Source organism: Dactylosporangium sp. CA-152071 (assembly GCF_050936335.1).
Taxonomy (GTDB): Bacteria; Actinomycetota; Actinomycetes; order Mycobacteriales; family Micromonosporaceae; genus Dactylosporangium; species Dactylosporangium maewongense.
This window is the reverse complement of the sequence record NZ_JBNJMZ010000005.1, coordinates 1-18,325: the sequence shown is the minus strand read 5'-3', so window position 1 is coordinate 18,325 and position 18,325 is coordinate 1. Positions and strand designations below refer to the sequence as shown.

At 72.6% G+C, this 18,325-nt stretch carries 19 protein-coding genes; 4 read left to right on the top strand and 15 right to left on the bottom strand.

The window, feature by feature from the left end; translation table 11 throughout:
• Positions 1-373 precede the first annotated feature (373 nt).
• Positions 374-790, top strand: coding sequence for a hypothetical protein (locus ACQEVZ_RS60670; protein WP_433386456.1), 417 nt, complete (start codon positions 374-376; stop codon positions 788-790).
• 298 nt (positions 791-1,088) lie between these two features.
• On the opposite strand, the gene ACQEVZ_RS60665 is transcribed toward ACQEVZ_RS60670, so the two are convergent.
• Positions 1,089-1,343: a hypothetical protein gene (locus ACQEVZ_RS60665; RefSeq protein WP_433386454.1), complete on the bottom strand. Its 255-nt coding sequence runs from the start codon at positions 1,341-1,343 to the stop codon at positions 1,089-1,091.
• A gap of 1,030 nt (positions 1,344-2,373) precedes the next feature.
• On the opposite strand from ACQEVZ_RS60665, the gene mobF reads away from it, so the two are divergent.
• Positions 2,374-6,630 carry a MobF family relaxase gene (gene mobF, locus ACQEVZ_RS60660; RefSeq protein WP_433386452.1) on the top strand — a complete coding sequence of 1,419 codons (4,257 nt, stop codon included), beginning with the start codon at positions 2,374-2,376 and terminating at the stop codon, positions 6,628-6,630.
• A gap of 494 nt (positions 6,631-7,124) precedes the next feature.
• Here mobF and ACQEVZ_RS60655 read toward each other — a convergent pair whose 3' ends face one another.
• From ACQEVZ_RS60655 to ACQEVZ_RS60590, 14 genes are all read right to left on the bottom strand, one after another.
• Positions 7,125-7,796 (bottom strand): hypothetical protein, encoded by a 672-nt coding sequence (locus tag ACQEVZ_RS60655; protein ID WP_433386450.1) that lies wholly within the window; start codon positions 7,794-7,796, stop codon positions 7,125-7,127.
• 50 nt (positions 7,797-7,846) lie between these two features.
• Positions 7,847-8,284: a hypothetical protein gene (locus tag ACQEVZ_RS60650; protein WP_433386448.1), complete on the bottom strand. Its 438-nt coding sequence runs from the start codon at positions 8,282-8,284 to the stop codon at positions 7,847-7,849.
• Complete coding sequence (locus ACQEVZ_RS60645) at positions 8,284-8,979, bottom strand: hypothetical protein (RefSeq protein WP_433386444.1); 696 nt, start codon at positions 8,977-8,979, stop codon at positions 8,284-8,286. The genes ACQEVZ_RS60650 and ACQEVZ_RS60645 overlap by 1 nt, the downstream gene beginning before the upstream one ends.
• 125 nt (positions 8,980-9,104) lie before the next feature.
• Entirely contained in the window at positions 9,105-9,527 is a 423-nt protein-coding gene (locus ACQEVZ_RS60640; protein ID WP_433386442.1) for a hypothetical protein, read from the bottom strand.
• A 167-nt stretch (positions 9,528-9,694) separates the two neighbouring features.
• On the bottom strand, positions 9,695-11,761 hold the full coding sequence (locus tag ACQEVZ_RS60635) for a hypothetical protein (protein WP_433386440.1): 2,067 nt from the start codon (positions 11,759-11,761) through the stop codon (positions 9,695-9,697).
• Positions 11,762-11,763: 2 nt separating this feature from the next.
• A complete protein-coding gene (locus ACQEVZ_RS60630) occupies positions 11,764-12,126 on the bottom strand; it encodes a hypothetical protein (RefSeq protein ID WP_433386438.1) in 363 nt (120 codons plus the stop codon).
• A gap of 15 nt (positions 12,127-12,141) precedes the next feature.
• Complete coding sequence (locus ACQEVZ_RS60625) at positions 12,142-12,339, bottom strand: hypothetical protein (protein WP_433386436.1); 198 nt, start codon at positions 12,337-12,339, stop codon at positions 12,142-12,144.
• Positions 12,326-13,867: a hypothetical protein gene (locus ACQEVZ_RS60620; RefSeq protein WP_433386434.1), complete on the bottom strand. Its 1,542-nt coding sequence runs from the start codon at positions 13,865-13,867 to the stop codon at positions 12,326-12,328. The genes ACQEVZ_RS60625 and ACQEVZ_RS60620 overlap by 14 nt, the downstream gene beginning before the upstream one ends.
• Positions 13,864-14,100 carry a hypothetical protein gene (locus tag ACQEVZ_RS60615; RefSeq protein ID WP_433386432.1) on the bottom strand — a complete coding sequence of 79 codons (237 nt, stop codon included), beginning with the start codon at positions 14,098-14,100 and terminating at the stop codon, positions 13,864-13,866. The genes ACQEVZ_RS60620 and ACQEVZ_RS60615 overlap by 4 nt, the downstream gene beginning before the upstream one ends.
• A complete protein-coding gene (locus ACQEVZ_RS60610) occupies positions 14,090-14,770 on the bottom strand; it encodes a hypothetical protein (protein ID WP_433386430.1) in 681 nt (226 codons plus the stop codon). The genes ACQEVZ_RS60615 and ACQEVZ_RS60610 overlap by 11 nt, the downstream gene beginning before the upstream one ends.
• Positions 14,767-15,063 (bottom strand): hypothetical protein, encoded by a 297-nt coding sequence (locus ACQEVZ_RS60605; RefSeq protein WP_433386428.1) that lies wholly within the window; start codon positions 15,061-15,063, stop codon positions 14,767-14,769. The genes ACQEVZ_RS60610 and ACQEVZ_RS60605 overlap by 4 nt, the downstream gene beginning before the upstream one ends.
• A complete protein-coding gene (locus tag ACQEVZ_RS60600) occupies positions 15,060-15,824 on the bottom strand; it encodes a GGDEF domain-containing protein (protein WP_433386426.1) in 765 nt (254 codons plus the stop codon). The genes ACQEVZ_RS60605 and ACQEVZ_RS60600 overlap by 4 nt, the downstream gene beginning before the upstream one ends.
• Entirely contained in the window at positions 15,821-16,168 is a 348-nt protein-coding gene (locus tag ACQEVZ_RS60595; RefSeq protein ID WP_433386424.1) for a hypothetical protein, read from the bottom strand. The genes ACQEVZ_RS60600 and ACQEVZ_RS60595 overlap by 4 nt, the downstream gene beginning before the upstream one ends.
• Positions 16,168-16,482: a hypothetical protein gene (locus ACQEVZ_RS60590; protein WP_433386422.1), complete on the bottom strand. Its 315-nt coding sequence runs from the start codon at positions 16,480-16,482 to the stop codon at positions 16,168-16,170. Before ACQEVZ_RS60590 ends, ACQEVZ_RS60595 begins: the two co-directional genes overlap by 1 nt.
• Positions 16,483-16,696: 214 nt before the next feature.
• Between ACQEVZ_RS60590 and ACQEVZ_RS60585 the strand changes: the two genes are divergently transcribed.
• Entirely contained in the window at positions 16,697-17,473 is a 777-nt protein-coding gene (locus ACQEVZ_RS60585) for a GntR family transcriptional regulator (protein ID WP_433386420.1), read from the top strand.
• The coding region (locus ACQEVZ_RS60580; protein WP_433386418.1) for a GNAT family N-acetyltransferase at positions 17,470-18,325 on the top strand (856 nt) is incomplete at its 3' end. The genes ACQEVZ_RS60585 and ACQEVZ_RS60580, both read left to right, overlap by 4 nt.

Below are 18,325 nucleotides of genomic sequence, written 5' to 3'. Positions count from 1 at the left end.
CGGCTGGTAACGGGTAGCAGCGGGTGGCAACGCCGCCGGCCGGCCGGTTCGAACGTTCACACCCCAAAAACGCGCGCACGCGCGACGAACGCGCCGGCCGCCGGCGACGGCGCCACGGCGGTTCGCTACTGCTTCGCTACACGTGCGGTCTGTCCACCCTCTGTCCATCCACTGACCGGCAGGTCACCGGCCTGACAACGCCGCTCTGTCCAGCCCGACATATTTACCGTGCAGGTTCACCGCGTCGACCGGGTCGCCGGCGCGGTGGCCCTGCAGCGCGTGGCGCCCCAGCCCCGTGACGTCGCCGGCTGCCCAGCATCTGTCCGGCCGTGACGCGGGCCGCGGCGGGCCCGGCGCTCGGTACGGTCAGGGCGTGACCGACGACGCCGACATCCGCGCGACGATCCGCGAGCTGGCGGCCGTCACCGACGCGGAACTCGTGGCCGAGGTCCTGGCCGCCGCCGCGGCGGTGCACTCCGCGGTCGAGGTGTGGCAGGCCGCGCCGGCGTGGCGGGAGGACGGCATCGGGCAGCGGATCCGGCACACCGTCGCGCAGACCCGCGCGGCCCTGGAACTCCTCGAGGACCGGCCGGGCCGTGACGACGTGGCGGCCGCCGTCGACGCTGTCCGCCCGCTGCTGAGCGCGTGGTGGCCGACGTCGCCCGAGCCGCACGCGCCCGCTGTCGTCGTCGCGGTGGAGCAGCTGCGCGCCGCGGCGATGCACCGCGCGCCCGCCGTCCGGCAGGCCCGCGAACTCGCCGCCGGCTACGACCGCCACCAGGACCGGTAACGCCTCCGTCAACCCGTCCGTCAACTGTGCCGTCAACCGGGTGGTAGCGCCGCTAACGGTGCAGCCCACCGCTGGACAGTGGGTGGACAGAACCGCGGCGCGGTGCCGCACTTCGTTGACCGGGTCGTTCCTGGGGTCGTTTCCGGGGTCGTCGCCCGCGACGTCGACGATCCCCGTCGGCGCGCCGAGCCGGCCGCTGTTGGTGCTGCACAGCGGCGTGGACAGAGTCGCGCGTAGCGAAGACTCCTCCGCTGGATGGCGGAGGGGTTCTCTCTCCCCTGGGCGGTGACCCGGCCGGTCAGAGGACGCGGAGGTAGTCCCGGGCGTCCGGGTCGCCGAACGCGGCGGCGAGCTGCCACCACGGCACTGCTTCGTCCGTGAGCTCGTGCAGCTCCAGCAGCTCGGCCATCCGCCTCGCCACCGCGCCCGCCGGTGTCGGCGAGGCCGGCAGCGTGAGCAGCAGGGCCGTGGTCGCGTGATCCGGTCGCCACCGTGCGGGGAAGAACGTCATACCCAAGTAGACGGATGCGACGGCCGGAACCTCACTGCCCACCGGCGCAGCGCGAGCAAGATATGTCTTTGCTTAGCAAAGACCCCACGTCCGGATGGTCGGCGTTGCGGCATCGCGGGTGATGAGCTGGCCGAGCGCGGCCATCTGACGTGACGGTGCGGCTCTCGCGGCGGCCGGCCAGGAAGGTGCAGGCTCGCCGAAGTGTGATGGCCCCCTGCGGCAACAGGAGGCCATCGAGTGTCCCGATGCGGCGGTGCGACGTGCTGCGGCTGTCCGGCCACGCGGATCGCTGAAGGCCTAGAGGACTGGGGGAACTATCGGGCAGAGCCAAGATTGGTAACGGCTTACGAATCTTCGTATACCGAATTGTGACGCACCACCTCGCGCGGCCCGTCGTTGACATTCCCGACTGGAAACGGGAGTCGCATTGCACGTTCGAGGCGGCAACCTCGAACGCACACGAAATTGCGGCTCTTGTCCTCCCGTCACGGCTGTCCGGCCGACGCGTGTCGAGGGAGGTGATTCGTGGTGGATCTTGTCGTCAGGTTCAAGGCGCGGCAGGTCGTCGTCGTGCAGATCATTCTGATCATCGTGATGTGGCTGCTGCAGCGCTAGTTCGGCGCAAGGCAAAGACCGAGTGCCCCCGTTCGGGCCTTTGAGCCTGGCGGGGGCACTCGTGCGTGTAAGGCGGGACGGGCGCCGGCGTGGCGGACGCCGTCGGGGCTGGGGCGCCCGGCTGCCGCGCGCTTCCGGTCCTCGCGCCTGGCGGCGCTGCGGTCCGGGTCGCTTGCCCTCGGCTCCACGCCGCTGCTGGTCCGTACACCCCGGCCAGCCCCCTGTCAGGCCCGTACACGCCCTGCAGGCCCGCACACCCTGCCCATCCCTGCATCGAGGCACGTGCAGGCGCTACCAGCGCCCACAGGGCGCCGGCAACGCCTCGCACGTAGCCTCTGCCCTAGATCACACCTCAAAGATCAAAAACAAAGGAAGTACCAAGGTATCTTCGATACAGGATCAAGATCGAAAACGTTCGGTTTCATACGAATCGGCAGGTGGACGGAGGTGAGCGTCGATGGCTTGGGTGACGACGCTCGGCCCGTCCCTGGAGCAGATCGAGTACCGCCTGGACGCCGACGCCGGCTGTTCGCTGACCAACGGCGACGGTCAGGTCGAGTACCGCCTCGAATCGGACCGGCTCCTGGAATGGGTCGGCGACGGGCTGCGTGAGGTCGGGATCGAGCCCGGCACGGTGCTCGACGAGGACGGCAAAAGGGCCGCCCGGGCGCTCGCCGACGGCGTCGAGCCGGGCACCGGCAAGGTCTTGGTGAAGCCGAAGGAGGCGGTGGATCCGCGCGGGAAGCTGCCCGCCGGCCCGCTCGTTGACGCGATCCGCGCGGCCGCGGCCGCCGCCGACACGACGCCGGCGAAGCTGCTGCAGAAGCCGCGGCTGGTCGCCCGCTACGGGCGCCTGCAGCGCGGCCTCGCCCGCGAGGAAGGCCGCACGGAGGGACTCGCCGCAGGCCTCGCCGGCGCTGCAGCAGGGACCGGAACCGAGGCCGCTGGCGTGACGCCACGGGCCCGCAGCGGGGTCGTGCACCGCGCGCCGGTGCGCGACCTGCAGCGCCTCGCCGACGCCGTCGGCGTGCGCCTGGAGGACGTCTACGACGGCGAGCAGCTCGCCGTCGCCCGGCAGTTCCAGGACGCCAAGGTGGTCGTCGGCAACCGCGGCTATGACGTGACCCTCGACCTGCCGAAGTCGTACAGCGTGCTCATGGCCATGGCGTCGCCAGAGGTGGCGGAGCAACTGGAGAACGTCTACCTCGACGCGGTCCGCGAGACGGTGACCGCGATGCAGCGGTGGGCCGGGTACGGCATGCGCGGCCACCACGGCGACGGTGAGACCGCCGAACGCGTCGACGGCACCGGCCTGTTGGGGTGGATGACGGTGCACCGCACCGCTCGCCCGGTCGACGGGCACGCCCCCGACCCGCACCTGCACGCCCACGTGACCCTGATGAACATGGTCAAGGGCGTGGACGGGGAGTGGTCCACGATCGGCGCCGGCGGCCGCGACATCCACCGGCACGCGTCCGCCGCCGATGCGCTCGTCAAGGCCCGCCTCCGGGCGGTCACCCAGGAGCGGTGGGGGGTGCGGTGGGCCCGGGATCCGCGCACCGGCGCGTGGGAGATCACCGAGGTCCCGACGGAGCTGCGCACCGCGTTCTCCAAGCGCGCCGGGCAGCTCAACGACGTCCTCGCGGCCGCTGGCGTGGACGTGAACTCGCAGACGCCGCAGCAGCTGAAGCAGCTCGCCGCGAAGCTGCGGGAGGCGAAACTGCGCGGCGGGAATGGGCAGGATCTGCGCGCCGACTGGCACGCCCAGGCGCACGCTGCCGGGTTCGACCCGGCCGAGCTCGTCGCCGCGGCGATGCCCGGCCCGGACCCGAGCGGTGCAGGCGCCGGCGTCGGCGTCGGCCCGGACGGTCCGCGGCCCGGCCCCGACGTCCAGCCGACCGTCGCCGTCACGCCGCAGGCGATCGCGCCGGAGGAGATCGCGGCGCATGTCTTCCGGCCCGAGGACGGGCTCACCGGGCACCGCAAAGTCGTCACCCGCGCCGACGTCCTGGCCGCGGTCATGGACGCCGTCCCGCACGGGGTGACCGGCCTCGCCGAGGCCGACCGGCTCACCGACGCCGTGCTGCAGGTCGACGTCGCGGTCCCGCTCCCGCCTGCCGGCGCGACCCACATGTCCAACGCGCAGCGCTACTCGAGCACCGACGTCGTCGACGCCGAACGCGCCGTCCTCGCCGCGGCCCGGCAGCGCTACGCCGGCGGGTACGCCGTCGTCCCGGCCGACGTCCTCGCGCGGGCGGTCGTGCTGTTCGAGGTCGGCGCCGGGTTCCGGCTCGGCGACGAGCAGCGCGCCGTGCTCACCCGCCTCGCCACAGCCGGGCACGGCGTAGACGTCGTCGTCGGGGTCGCGGGCGCCGGCAAGACGACCATCATGGCGGCGCTGCGCGCCGCGTACGAGGCGACCGGGCAGGTCGTCGCCGGCGCCAGCACCGCCGCCGTGGCCGCGCAGAACCTGCAGGCCGAAGCGGGCATCGAGTCGCGCACGATCGCGTCCTGGCTGCTGCGGATCAAGGAAGGCGACGGGCTCGCCGGCGTCGACGTCCTGGTCGTCGACGAGGCCGCGATGGTCGACGACCGGCACATGGCGACCCTGCTGCAGGCGGCCGGCCGCGCCGGCACGAAGGTGATCGGGATCGGCGACCCGCAGCAGTTGAAGGCGGTAGGTGTCGGCGGCACGTTCGCCGCCGTGCACGAGCTCGTCGACGGGCTGCAGCTGCGCGACAACCGGCGGCAGCGCGACCAGGTCGAGCGCGCCGCCCTGGCGACGTGGCGGGCCGAGCAGCGCCGCGCCGCCCTGCAGTCGTGGGCGGACAGCGGCCGCGTCCACGTCACCGGCAGCGCCGGCGACGCCCACGCCGAGATGCTCGCCGCGTGGGCTGACGCCCGCACCGAGTGGACGGATCCGCACGACCGCGCGGAGCGGCTGCTGATGCTCGCGCACCGCAACCGCGACGTCGACGAGCTCAACCGGCTCGCCCGGCAGCACCGCGTCGACGCCGGCGAACTACCCGGCACGGAGGGCACCTACCAGCGCCGCGACGGCAGCAGCATCACCCTCAGCGTCGGCGACCAGGTGCTGCTGCGCATCAACGACCGCCGCCGCCAGGGCGTCGACGTCCTCAACGGATTCCGCGGCATCATCCTCGACCTCGACCCGGACGACGGACGCGCCCGCATCCAGTGGCGGCAGGCCGGCCCGGACGGGCCGCAGCTCGTCGACGCGTGGGTCACCGGCGACTACATCAGCCGCGGCGGCGTGACCCTCGGCTACGCGATCACCGCCGCGAAAGCGCAGGGCCTCACGTCCGATGTGGCGCTCGTGTACGGCGCCGGGATGGAGGCCAACGTCCTGTACCCGGCCATGTCACGCGACCGGGAACGCGTCGACCTGTGGCTCGCCCTGGACGTCCTCGAGGACGACAGCGACCGCGCCCGCCACGGCACCCCCGCCACCCCCGGCGAGGCCCGGCAGCGCGCCGTCGACGCGTACGCCGCGGCGTTGGAACGCGACCGGCCGGACGGGCTCGTCCTCGACGAGCTCGGCCAGAACCCGGTCCGGACCATCGGCGCGATCGACCCCGACACGATCACCCAGGCGCCGCTGCAGCTGCGGCCGCCGGCGACGGTCGAGCAGCAGCACGCCGACGTCCTGGCGCTGGCCCGCGACATCGCCGGCCTCCGCGAACGGCTCAGCAGGCAGCTGCACGCCACGACCGCTGGGACCGCTGGGACCGCTGGGACCGCCGAGCCGGAGGAGACGAGCACTGCGGAGACAGCGTCGACGAGCCTCGCCGACCGCGCCGCCCGGGCCGAGCAGACCACCGCCGCGGCGGTCGGGCGCGTGCCCGCCGGCGCCAACGCCGCCGCGGCCGACGCCGCGGCGTTCGCGGGTTGGCGGCAGCGCCCCAACGGTCGGTTCACCGACCGCGAACTCGCCGCCGAGATCAGCGCCGCCGCCCAGGCCGTGAACCTCAACCAGCGCCTCGCCGACGCCGACCGGGCCGCCGCGGAGCAGGCCGCCGCGGCCGCGGCCGCCGGCGACGGGCCGTCCATGCAGCAGCTGCTGCAGCACCGCGACGAGCTGACCGCCGCGGCGGCCGCCGCCGGCGAACTGCGCCACGCGGAGCAGGCCGCGCAGACCGCCGCCGCGGCGGCCGCGGCCGCCCGCCGCGAGATCGCCGACCTGCGCACCGAACAGCGACGCTCCCGGCTCACCCTCGCCCTGCAGGGCACCAGCCGCGCCGAACTGGAGACCCGCATCGACGCTCTGCGCGACACGGCCGTGGCCGCCGATGCCGACCACGGCCGCGCCCGCACCGCCGCCGCCCAGCACCGGCACACCGCGGCCGCGCACCCCAACGCCGCCGCAGACCTGCGCGACCTGCAGCAGCGCTGGACCGAGTACACCAACACCGCCCGCGAACTCGACGTCAGCGCCGCCGGCGCCGCCGGCCGCCGCGCCGACCTCACCTCCCGCCACACCGCCAACTGGCAGGAACGCGCCGACGCGCTGCGCGGCGAGGCCGCCACCCGGGCCGCCATGCCGCCCCTGCAGGCCCGGGTTGAGGCTGCCGACCGTGACGTCGTGCGCACCCAGCAGCGTGCCGCCCAGCAGGCCGCCGCGCGCAGGGAGGCGCCCGCCCACGAGTACCAGCAGCACCCCACGATCGACCGCGGCCCCACCATCGGCCTGTAAGCGTCGTACCCCCGGTCGGGAGATGTCCCCCACAAGGGCATGTCGGGTTCGGGGGCTGCGGCCGGTCATGGCCTTCCACCTGCGGTGTTGGGGCTGGTTGGGTGCCTGTTGGGCCGGCTTCTGCCGCCTAGGGGTACGCCCGGGGGTATGCCCGCCCTGCCACCCGGGTCTGGACCCCATCAGGTGCGGTGATCGTGACCTGGGCGCCGCGGCCCGGACGTCCGAGGCCCTGCCCCTCGTTTCGGGCAGTAACCCGCGCCGGCGCAGGCAGAGCAGCGCTGCCGCCGACCGTGGCGTGGGACGTGGTCCGGTCGTCCACGCAGTGCCGCCGCACCGGGCCGGGCCTCGTGCCGGTTGCCCAACCGGTTGGGCAACCGCCGCGGACGCATTGGCCAACCGGCCCGAGCGCGAGGGCGCCCGGCTGCCACGCCCGGACACGAAGCCGCCCCGGGCCTGTGGTGGCCCGGGGCGGCTGGGTTGGGGTGCGACGGCGGCTATGAGCGGCCGGACGGCAGCCGACGGTTGGTCCGGGAGGCCCGGCTGTGCAGCCTGGCCCGGGCGCGCCGCCACATCCCGCGCGGCCCGCCGGCGAGGGCGTCGACGTCGGCGTAGGCGAGCTGCTGCGCCGCCAGGTTCCCGGCGAGGCCGGCGAGGATCAGCAGGACCAGGACGGTGCCCCAGACGGGCAGCGGCGGGTGGCCCAGCGCGACGTAGCCGACCATCCCGAGGAACGCCGGCGCCACGAACGTGGCCAGATCCACCAGCAGCTGGATGGCCTTGCGCTCTTCCCGACGCTCGTCGGCGCGGTGCGCGAACTCCCAGCCGAGCACGACGGTGTCACCGCCGGTCAGCTCCGCCAGGCGCCGGCTCAGCGGCCCGCGCAGGTACTGCCCGGCGGCGGAGATCTTCTGGTCGTTGATCAGATGCGTCCAGCCCAGGATCAGCACGGCCGGGGCGAGCAGCAGCAGCGCGAGCGGCACCTGCGCCGCAGCCGCCACCGCGGCGACGATCGCGGTCAGCGTCGCGTAGACCAGGTGGTCCCGCCGCTCGATCCGGGCCCGCTGCTCAGCCTTGAGCTGCTCGTACTCGGCCACCCGCAGCGTCAGCTCCACCTGCAGGTCGAGCGGGGCGCCGCTCTGGGCGGTGTTGGGTTCGGTGATGGTCACGGTGGTCGTCCTTCCGGAGTGGTTGCCAGCGGGCGCGGCAGAAAGGGAGGTCATCGGGGGTCGGTGAGCGGGCCGGCGCCGACGTCGGCAGGCTGCGGCGCGAACAGTTCGGCGATCGCGGCGCTGACCGTGCTGACGAAGGCGAGCGCCATTCCGGCCGCGATCCACAGCCGGACCGGCTGACCGAGCCAGGCCAGCCCCAGCGCCACCACGATCGCCGCGGCGGTCAGGAAGGTGACGAGGACGTTGGCGAGGCTCGCGGCCAGGCCGAGCAGGAACCAGGGCCGGCCGGTGAACTGCCAGGCGTAGCGGCAGTCCTGGGCCAGGTCCACGTACTGCAGCCCGAACATGGCCCGGAGCCGGCTGCCGCGGTCGGTGCGGAACAGCCGCAGCCGGGCGGTGCCGGCGAGGTGGTCGGCGCGGCTGCCAACCGACCACACGACCCCGTCGGGGTCGCCGGCGCCGTTGAGCTCGAACAGGCCGCGCATCAGCTGTGCACCTCCGCCCACGCGGCCGCGAACGCGGCGGGCAGCTCGCCGGCGACGTCGTCGCGGGCGCTCACGTGCTCGCCGTTGTCGGTGTCGATGAGGCGCACCTCGTAGCGTTCGGCGAGCAGCTGGCACAGGGCGGTCAGGAACCGGCCGACGACCGTCTCAAGCGGGCCGTCCTGGGTGGCGTGCTCGTCGACGAGCTGCTGCAGCGCGCCGAGCAGCTGCTCCTCGTGGGGGTCGTCGTGGTACTGCAGGCCAGGGGTGCCGAACAGCTCGTGCAGGTCGCGGCCGCCGAGGTCGATGTGCGGCTCGTCGCGCGGCGAGAGCCGCACCGGCCCGGCGCTGGCGTCCTGGTCGAGGACAACCAGGAAACTGAACGCCGCACTCTGCAGCCGCCGGCGCAGGCCGGTGTCGGCGCAGTCCGGGGGCAGCGCGCCGGACCAGGTCCGGCCGATGAGCAGCAGCTCCGAGACGACCTCTTCCACGTCGTTCAGCGCGATGTTCACCGGCAGGCCGACCGCGTCGGCGCGGGTGGTGATGTCTGCGGCCACGCGGTTCAGCAGCGTCGCCGCGGCGGCCACGTCCGGGAAGGCCCCGGCGTCGCGGATCAGCCAGGCGGGCAGCTGCTGCCCGCCGGCGCCGTCGTCGATGATCGTCGGGCGGTTGATGTATGGGCTGTATGGGCTGTTCATGGGCAGGCTTCTCCCTCACGATGACCCGCAGACGCTGCTGGGGCTCGCGTACGTGTGTTCTCGGTTGGGTGGAGCGGCCCTCGGGCGGGATGCCCGGAGGGGGCCCGCCTGGGCCCGGCGGCCGGTTAGGGCAGCAGGACCCAGGCGGCGGCCGCGCCGCCGAGCAGCAGCCCGGCGTAGAGGGCGACCGCGGCCGCGTCGCCCAGCGGCCAGTACATGCGCAGGATGACGCCCCAGCGGCGCCAGACGAGCCGGGTCACGATGAGGACCAGGACCACGCCGGCGACGACGAGCGTGGGCTTCACCCACGCGGCGGTCAGGTCGATCAGGTCGGTGCCGTCGGGCAGGCCGGCGGACGCGGCGACGGAGGAACCCGTGGCGCCGCGGTGCAGCAGGACCCACCCGCCGGCAACGACGGCGATGAGGACGACGGCGACGAGCAGCACCCGCCAGGTCGAGCGCAGCAGCGCCGCGCCGGCGAACAGGCGGTAGTGGCGGCGGCCGAACTCGTGCGCCGCGCCTCGGGACGCCTCGCGCCACCACCCCATGTTCGTCACCTTCCGTCGACCTTCACGAACTTCACGGACTTCACGTTTCACGGACTTCACGAACTTCACGGCCCTCTGCGGTCGCGCACGCGCGCACGTAGAGGGGCGATCGGCGCCCGCACGTGAAACGCGTGAAGTGCGTGAAGTACGTGCGGACGCCCGTGACTTTACGTGTTCGCCCCTGCGCCCACGAGCGCACGATCGGACTCAGGCGGGTCGATGACATACCAGCCGTTGTCCCGGTCCCGGCGCAAGAGCCGGTCCGGTCCGGGCTGGCACAGCTCGCCCAGGTAGCCCGACAGGCGCGGCGGCTTGAGGTTGTCCGGGCCGACGTGCTCGACCAGCGGACCGAGGTCCGCGGGCTTGAACCGGGTCTTGCCCTGCTCGAACGCGTCCAGCAGCGTGTCCCGGATCAGCTCCATGAGCTGCGCCTTCGTCCACCGCTCGCTGGGCGAGGTGACGGAGAACGCGATCCGGGGGCCGTGCTTCGGCATCTGGATCGGCGCCCGCGGGTCGCCACCCTCCTGGATCTCCGGGTCGGCCTGCTCCGGGCGGCACTCCGGGTCGTCGTCGCGCAGGTCCAGCTCGTCAGGGTCGCCCTTCTCGTCGACGTCGGGCTCGTCGTCGAGCACCTCGCCTTCCTCTCCGAGCAGGTCAACCGAGGTGCGGCGCGGTCCGGCCGGGCGAGCCGGCGGCCGCGGCGCCGGGCTCGCCGGCGCGGCCGGCGCCGCGGTGATGACGAACGGGGCCACCGCGGCGGCGAGCTGTTCCGGCGCCGGGGGCAGGTAGGTGCGGGCCATTCGGGACCAGTCCTCCTCAGGGATGCCGGGCAGCTCGGCAAAGAGGCAGCCCGGCTTGCGGTTGCCCAGCGAGCCGGGCGACGCGCCGGCGTTCATCGTCGTCTCGCTCAGGATTCGTGCGGCTTCCTTGTCGTCGGCGACGCCCATGCAGATCGAGCCGCCGCGGGCCTTCTTCACGCTGGACGGCAGCCGGTCGACGGTGACCCGCTGCTGGACCAGCACGAGCAGGATGCCGACCGAGCGGACCGATTCGGCCAGCTCGACCATCTCCTCCTCGTTCCGGCTGGCCACGAGCTTGGCGGCCTCGTCGAGCAGGACCACCTCGGCGTTGATGCCGCAGCCCTTCGTCCACTGCTTGAACCCGCGCCGGCCCAGCTCACCTGCCCTGCTGGCGACCCGGTCGACGAGGCGGGCGATGAACGACTCGGCGGTGTCCATGTCGGTGATGACTCGGGCACCGCGCACCAGCCAGTCCGGCAGCTGCTCGCCCTTGCGGGCGTCGATGACGGTCAGGTCCGCGTCGTTGCGGGAGATGACCTCAGCGGCCAGCGACAGGATCAGCTCGGTCTTGCCAGCACCGGGCTGACCTGCGATGACGAGCAGCCCGATGGCGTTGCGGTGCAGCTTGGAGTCGCCGAACAGGAAGAAGGGCAGAGGCCGGCCGTTGCCGTAGACGGCCAGGTGCACCGGCTCGGCGATCGACTTCCCGGGCGCGGTCAGCCCCGGCCACGCCGGCGGCTTGGAGATGTGGTCGTGCGCGGTGATCTCCAGGTCGCCTTCACCCGGCCGCTCCGGATCCGGGATCATGCGGACGTTGTTCTTGCTGGTCGGGACCAGGGTGGCGATGCTGCCCTGTACCTTCTGCAGCTCGGCGAACTCCACGCCGGGCTCCATCCGCACCCGGGTGGTGACGGTGCCGTCGATGACCTTCGCCGGGCCGAGCGAGCCGACCGCCTTGAGCTCGTTGACCCGCTCCGCGACCTCGCCGAACGGGTGGCCCTTGCCGGCGTCGTTGCCGTCACCGCGCAGCAGCCGCACGATCGCCAGCCCGATGCAGGCCACGGCCATGACGATCACGTAGACCATGACCAGGTCGACGGTCCAGCCGTGGAACGTCAGCACGAACAGGCCGGTGCACGACGCGCACGACATCAGCATCGACATGGCGCGCAGCACCTTGTCGCGGCGGGCCCGGCCCGCCGCCCAGGTCACGGTGATGATGGCAAGCGAGGCGCCCATGATCAGCGCACTGCGCCACGCCGTCTGCCACACCGTGGGGTGCCCGGAGTAGGCGCCCCACAGCATGGACAGCACACCGGACATGACCAGATTGACCACCGCGCCGATCGCCGGTACCGCGTACGGCCAGGGGTTGCCCTGGACCGTGGTCGCGGCACCCCGACCGATGGCGGCAGCAGCACCTCGCTTGCTCACAACTACCTCCGGGAACCCTTGATCTGGAAGTCGGCGGTACCGCGGTTCTGGGGCCGCTCCACCGCCTCGACGAACGCCTCGAACCGGCGTCCGGCCAGGCGCATGTAGCCGCTGAAGTTGCCCATGCTGTCGGCGGCCCGTGCGATCGGCAGCGACACCGACCGGGCGGTACGCGCCGCCGCGAAACCGCCCAGGCCCCGCGACTTCGCGTACCGGCGCAGCTTCGCGTACACGTATGCCGCGTTCTCCGACGTCTCGTCGTTGGCCTTGATGCCGGTCAGTCGGCAGACCTCCAGCCAGGCCAGGAACTCCTCGTCGTCGCTGAAGTCGCACGGCGGGAGGATGATTTTGGCGTCGAGTGCCATGTCAGGTACTCCTGTTCAGCGGATCCGCCGGCGCAGGACCGGGCGGCGCAGGGACGGGCCGTGACCTGCGCCGGAGCGCAGGAGCACGACGAGGAACGTGAGCAGTGCCGCGCCGGTCGGCGCGATCACCAGGTCGGCGCCGAGACGCCAGACCAGCAGCAGCACGAGCAGGCCGACCACGACCGCCGCGAACAGCGCCTCAAGAGACCGCATTGGTGTGTTCCTCCTGCTCAGGACTCGTAGGGGCAGCCGGAGCACCGTCAGCCGGGCCGGCCTCGTCGTCGGCCTCGCGGGCGGTGCGGACCTCGCGGAGGCCCTCGGAGATGGCGTCCATGAGGGACTCCGTGGTCAGCGGCCCGGACGCCGGCGGTTCCGCCGGGAGGTCGGCCGGGACCAGCTCGACGCGGGTTTGCAGCTCCTCCATCCAGGTGCGCCGCCACCGGCGGGCCACCCCGGACTCGGCGCTCACCCCGGCCACCGCGGTCAGCTCGGCCGCGGTCGGCAGCGCGCCGCCGGTACTGATCCGCTCGTCCCACAGCGCCCGCGCCGCCGCCTGACCGGCACCGGCACCCGCAGCACCGCCGGTACGGGTACCGGTGCGCGGCTTCGCCGTGCCCGCCGCCGAGGCGGCTTTGCGCGAGCGGGTACCGGCGCGGCCAGTACCGGTACCCGCCGCAGCATCCGTACCGGTACCGGTCTCACCGACCGCACCGGTACCGGCCACCGTCGTACCGCCCGGCAGCGCCAGCGCGGTACCACCCGGCAGGGTCCCGCCGGCGAACGAGCCACCGCCCGGGCCGCCGACCGTCGCGTCCGCCCGAACCGGAACCTGGGCCGGCTCCTGGATCGGCTCCTGGGTCGGTGCCGTGGCCGGCGTGAGCCGGGCCGGGGCGAGGTCCGCGGCGATCAGCCCGGTCAGGCTGTCGTAGTCGGCGCCGTCGGCGAGGCGCACCGCGATCTCGTCCAGGTCGTAGACGGCGACCGCGATGTCCGCCGTCGTCGGGTCGACCGCGGCGCGGATCTTGCGGTGCAGGACCTTCGAGATCGCCTTGGTGCGCACCTCCTTGCGCTTCTCCGCCCGCGCCGCGGCGAGGGACGTGTACAGGTTGAGCCGGTCGTTGGCCTTGGCCAGGTTCTTCGCCCGCAGCGTGATCCACGGGTGCCGCAGCCAGTGCCCGACGAACTCGTACGCCGGCGTGGTCGGCGGCAGGTCACCCGTCGCCCGCAGCCGGTCCCGGCGCTGGTTCTCCGTGTGCATCAGCCACACCAGGTAGCCCAGCGCCGACATGCCGGCGAAGAACCCCGCCAACAACTTGTTGTCGTGCGCCAACCAGTTGAACGTCACCGCGAACCCGGCAATCGCCGCAGACAGCACCCGCGACGCCGTGGCCCGCTCACCGAGCCGGCGCCGCACGTCGGCGTTGGCCAGCACGACGATGCCGCCCAGCTCCAGGGCACCCACGGCCGGGATCGCCCACAGCAGCGGGATCCCGAGGGCCTCGACCGCGCCGGACACCTGCCCGGCCAGGGCGACCAGCAGGACCACGAAGTAGAAGACCTGCCGCATGTACGACGTGCGGCGGATCGTGTCGGCCAGCTCGCTGTCGAGCTGCTGCTGCCCGGACAACCCACGCCCCGCCGCAGTCGCCGGCGCACTGGTCACGCTGGCCGGCGCGCCGAGCTGCGCGTTGGACAGCGGCAGCGTGGTGAACCGCGCCCCGTTCGTCATCGTCGCCGTCACGGCGCACCTCCCGTCTTGTAGCGCTCTTCCACGACCTCGGTGCGCCCGCCGAACCGCTCCGCGGTCAGCTGCTCCCCGAGCTCCAGATCCAGGCACGACCCGTGGATCGCGCCCCGCTTGTCCCGCCCCTGCGTGCCCGTGCCGCATCGACGGCAAGGCGCCTTCTCCGACGCCCAACCCGTCGGGCCGTTCGCCGAGACGCCGAAGGTTTCGCGCAGCACCTCATGCGCCATCGGGGCACCTCCCCGCGTCCCCACCGTCGAAGTCCTCGCCGAGGTCCTCGTCGACGAGCTCGCCGACGGCGGCCGCCCGACGGGCGGCGACCCGGTTGAGCAGCAGCACCACGACGACGGCGGCCGCCTCAGCGCCACCGACCACCGCGATCGCCGTCCAGAGCGCCTGCTCCGGCACCAGGCCCTGCGGCAGCCGGCGGCCGAGCTCGACCGCGCCGGCCACGAGCACACCGCCGGCCACGGACGCCGCCGTGATCCGGTCGATCCGTCGCAGCCGGGCGGCCGCGGCCGCCCGCGCGTCGACGACGTCGACCTGGTCGCCGCCCCCGTCGACGTCGATGCCGTCGTCGATGTCGTCGATGTCGCCGGTGTCGCCGGTGTCGTCCAGGTCGGCGGGCACGAGGCGCAGGTGCCGCTCCTGACGCTCCTGGGCGGTGCGCAGCACCGTGTTGCGGATCGCCAGCCACTGCCCGCCGCGGCCGTCGCTGTTCCAGCCGCCGAAGCACGTCGGGCAGTACCAGCCACCCGTGCGAGGCAGCAAGATCACGTCGTCGATCGGGCAGGCCAGCTGCATCGGCCCGATCACCAACTCCACGTTCGGCGGGCGCAGCATCTGGTCCCGCCAGTCGAACAGGGCCGGCCCAGCGGCCGGCTCGCGCAGCGTGGTCACGGCCGCCTCCCGATGAGCCGCAGGTTCCGGACCGGGTCCGTCGGGCGGCACTGCGGGTGCCAGCGCACGTCGTCGGCGCCCAGCGGCGCGTTGCAGGCCTCGCACACGCAGCTCAGGTGCCGCTGCGGCTGCTCCGGGATCACCCCGGCCGGGTCGACCGGCAGCCGGCACACGTCGCAGGTCGCCCAGTCGTGCTGCGCGGCACGCCGCCACAGCCCAGCCGGGACCTGCTGACCCGCCGCGATCTCCGGCGTCACGACCACCCGCAGGTGGCCCCGCGTCGCGGTCTTCACGCGATCACCCCGCTGCGGCCGGCGCGGACGCCGAGGCCCTCCCGGGCCTGCCGGGCAAGCTCACGCAGCCGCGTCTTCGGCCGGTGACCCGCCCAGACGTCGGCGACCTCCCGGACCGGGTCGAACTCGGCGACGCCGTTCTCACCCAGGCCCGCCTTGACCTCGTACATGGCGACGTCCGCGCTGCGCAGCAGCTCCCGCACGTCACTGCCGATGAGCCCCTGCACCATGCCGACGCTCGCGCCGACCTGCACGGTCCAGAGGTCGATGTTGATCGGCTCGGCGACCGCCTTGACCACCTCACGGGCCAGCAGCCGCGTGAACGCCGGCGCCGGCGACTCGACAACCAGGACGAACTCGTCCCCGCCGAGCCGGGCCACGTACCCGTCGACCGCGCCGTCAGCGATCCGCTGCAGCCGCTCCGCGACCACCATCAGGACCTCGTCGCCGGCGTCGTGGTCGAGGGAGTCGTTGACCTCCTTGAAGCCGTCCAGGTCGATCAGCAGCACCCCGAACGACGACTCCGACACGATCCCGCCAACGCGGTCCTTCAGCTCCTGCATCAAGCCGGCCCGGTTCCACAGGCCGGTCAGCCAGTCCGTCTTCGCCGCGACCTGCGCCGAGATCCGCTCGTGGCGCAGCTTCTCCAGCTGCCCGCGCATCGACCGACGCCCCAGGATGAACGCACCCGCGCCACCCACCGCGGCGCCGAGCGCCAACGCCGAGCCCACCGAGGCCGCCGCCATCGCCAACGTGCTCATCGGGCACCACCACCCAGGCGGCGCGCACAGCAGATGATCGCGGCACGCACGACGTCGATGTGGGCACGCGCGGCCCAGGCATCCACGCCAGCGGGAGTGGTGTCGGCAGTGCGCAGCAGCGCGTGCCGCTCGTGCAGGTACTCCGCCAGCAGCTGCTCCAGCTGCACCGCGCGAGCCGCGCCGTCCAGCAGCTTGATCGAGCAGACGTAGCCCAGCAGGTCCGACAACGGCTGCGTCAGCCGCGGACCGGGAACCGCCGACAACAGCGACAACGCGCTGTTCAGCAGGTCAGCGTCGGACGGGTCAACCGCCGCCGGCGCCGAGGACAGGGTCAGCGTCGCCATCACGCCACCGCCCGAACGCGGTCGCCGCTGCTCTGGCGCCCGCTCATCATCTGGTGGATCCGCTGGCGGCTCTTCTTCAGGTGGCTGGCCACCTGCTGCTGCTTCGCGCCGTGGTTGTGGACCAGCTCGCGGACGGCCTCGGCGCGGATCTTCCGCACCACGGCGGCCGCGGCGGCGAGCTGGGCGACGACCTCGTCGGCGAGCTTGGAGCGGAGCCACAGGTCAGGGACGTTGAGGAGCGCTGCCTCGTCGAATTCGAGAGCCGCAGGCGGGTCGCCCGGCTCTCTGCGCTCAACAGGTAGGACACTGAGCATGGGTCGTTTCTCCTTTGCTGGTGGCGACCCGGGTAAGGGAGGTCTCGGTGGGCGGCAATCCCACCGAGACCTCCACGCTTTGTCCGTTCATGTGGTGTGCCACATTCACTAGACAATGAGCTTGTATCGATGTTGCGCCTCTCTGTGACCGCCGTCAAGGGGTATTGACTCATTGGCTAGACAAAGACGCGATCAAGGCGGTAGAACTCAAGGCGTGGACGGGCCCAGAGCGAGCAACACACCGGCGTACCTGCGCATCGCAGCGGAGCTCCGTGCGCAGATCGTCTCTGGCGACCTACCGCCTGACGCTCAGCTGCCGACCGAGCATGAGCTCGCAGAACGTTGGGGCGTAGCCAGGCAGACAGCCCGAAACGGCCTGATGGAGCTGGTGCGGGAAGGCCTTGTGGTCGGCCGGCGCCCTCTCGGTCACTTCGTCCGGAAGCGCGAGCAGATGGACTACCGGCCGCAGGAGGAGTCCCGACCCGCTGCTCGGCCCGAGATGGACACATTTGTCAACCAGGTCAGCGCTGAGGGCCGCGAACCAAGCCAGACCATCGACGTTGCGCTGGTCAAGGCAACCCCGGACATCGCCTCGCGCCTGCAGGTCGAAGAGGGCGCCCTGGTCGTCGCGCGTCGCAGGGTGCGCCTCATCAACGGTCAGCCGGTCAACATCAACGACAGCCACCACCCGCTCGACATCGTCAAGGACACTCCGATCATGTCGCCGGCCGACGTGCCGATCGGTACGAATCAGCTTCTGGCGGACCTCGGGTATCCGCAGGTCAGGGCCGTTGATGAGATCTTCGTCCGGATGCCGACCCCCGAACAGATCCACAGGCTTGACCTGTCCCGGGGAACCCCTGTCGCACTGCACTACGTGACTGGCTACACCGCGGACGATCGTCCTGTGCGCTGCACAGTCAACGTGCTGCCGGGCGATCTGCACCGCATCGTGTTCGACCGGACCTTCGAGCGGAAGTGGACCCGATGACCTCGTCCCTGGCTGTGCGCCAGGCTGGCCACCAAGACCTCGAAACGGTGATGCAGCTGCTCACGCAGCGCATCGCCTGGCTACGCGCCAAGGGGTCCGACCAGTGGTCCACCTGGGAGCAGTGGCACGACAAGATCCCTGCCACGCTCAACAACGACCAGGTTTGGCTCCTGCTCGACGGTGACGAGCCCATCGGCACCGTGACTGTCGAGCTGCGCGGCGACTCCGACTTCTGGACGCCGCAGGAATGCGCCGAACCGGCCGCCTACCTCTCGAAACTCGCAGTACGCACCGACCGCGCCGGCGCCGAGCTCGGCGCGCTGCTCACCGAATGGGCGGGCGAGTTCGCGTATCGCCGTGGCTGCACCTACCTGCGCCTGGACGCCTGGAAGGCCAACGAGCAGCTGCACGACTACTACCGTCGCCGCGGCTGGACGTACCTGCGCACGGTCACCAACCCCCAGCGCAACTCCGGCGCGCTCTTCCAGCGGATCGCGGTCCCGATGCCGTTTGCCACCGCCGCCCGGCTTACCCAGCCGCCATTGACTACCCTGCAGGCCGAGGCCCGATCCGGGTACACCCGTGGCAGCGACAGCCGATTGGGGCCGGCGGCGGGCAACTGGACGCCCGGGCACACCCATGACGGCGGGATCACCGTCATCGAGTCGTGGTCCCCGGACCCGCGACCCGCGATGTTCGTTGACTTCCTGCGCTACCGCCTGAGGCGAGGCCCAGACGGGTGGGAGCTGGAGACCCGCGACGGCGGCCGCCTCTGGCACTCCGTCGGCTGGGTCGTTGATGCCGTTCTTCCCCTCGCCGACGGCATGGACTTCGTGATCTCCCATGAAGGGG

Coding starts and splice junctions, on each gene's coding strand:
- mobF (WP_433386452.1), top strand. CDS start 2,374: ATGGCTTGGGTGACGACGCTCGGCCCGTCCCTGGAGCAGATCGAGTAC.
- ACQEVZ_RS60650 (WP_433386448.1), bottom strand. CDS start 8,284: ATGCGCGGCCTGTTCGAGCTCAACGGCGCCGGCGACCCCGACGGGGTC.
- ACQEVZ_RS60645 (WP_433386444.1), bottom strand. CDS start 8,979: ATGAACAGCCCATACAGCCCATACATCAACCGCCCGACGATCATCGAC.
- ACQEVZ_RS60640 (WP_433386442.1), bottom strand. CDS start 9,527: ATGGGGTGGTGGCGCGAGGCGTCCCGAGGCGCGGCGCACGAGTTCGGC.
- ACQEVZ_RS60630 (WP_433386438.1), bottom strand. CDS start 12,126: ATGGCACTCGACGCCAAAATCATCCTCCCGCCGTGCGACTTCAGCGAC.
- ACQEVZ_RS60625 (WP_433386436.1), bottom strand. CDS start 12,339: ATGCGGTCTCTTGAGGCGCTGTTCGCGGCGGTCGTGGTCGGCCTGCTC.
- ACQEVZ_RS60615 (WP_433386432.1), bottom strand. CDS start 14,100: ATGGCGCATGAGGTGCTGCGCGAAACCTTCGGCGTCTCGGCGAACGGC.
- ACQEVZ_RS60600 (WP_433386426.1), bottom strand. CDS start 15,824: ATGAGCACGTTGGCGATGGCGGCGGCCTCGGTGGGCTCGGCGTTGGCG.
- ACQEVZ_RS60595 (WP_433386424.1), bottom strand. CDS start 16,168: ATGGCGACGCTGACCCTGTCCTCGGCGCCGGCGGCGGTTGACCCGTCC.
- ACQEVZ_RS60590 (WP_433386422.1), bottom strand. CDS start 16,482: ATGCTCAGTGTCCTACCTGTTGAGCGCAGAGAGCCGGGCGACCCGCCT.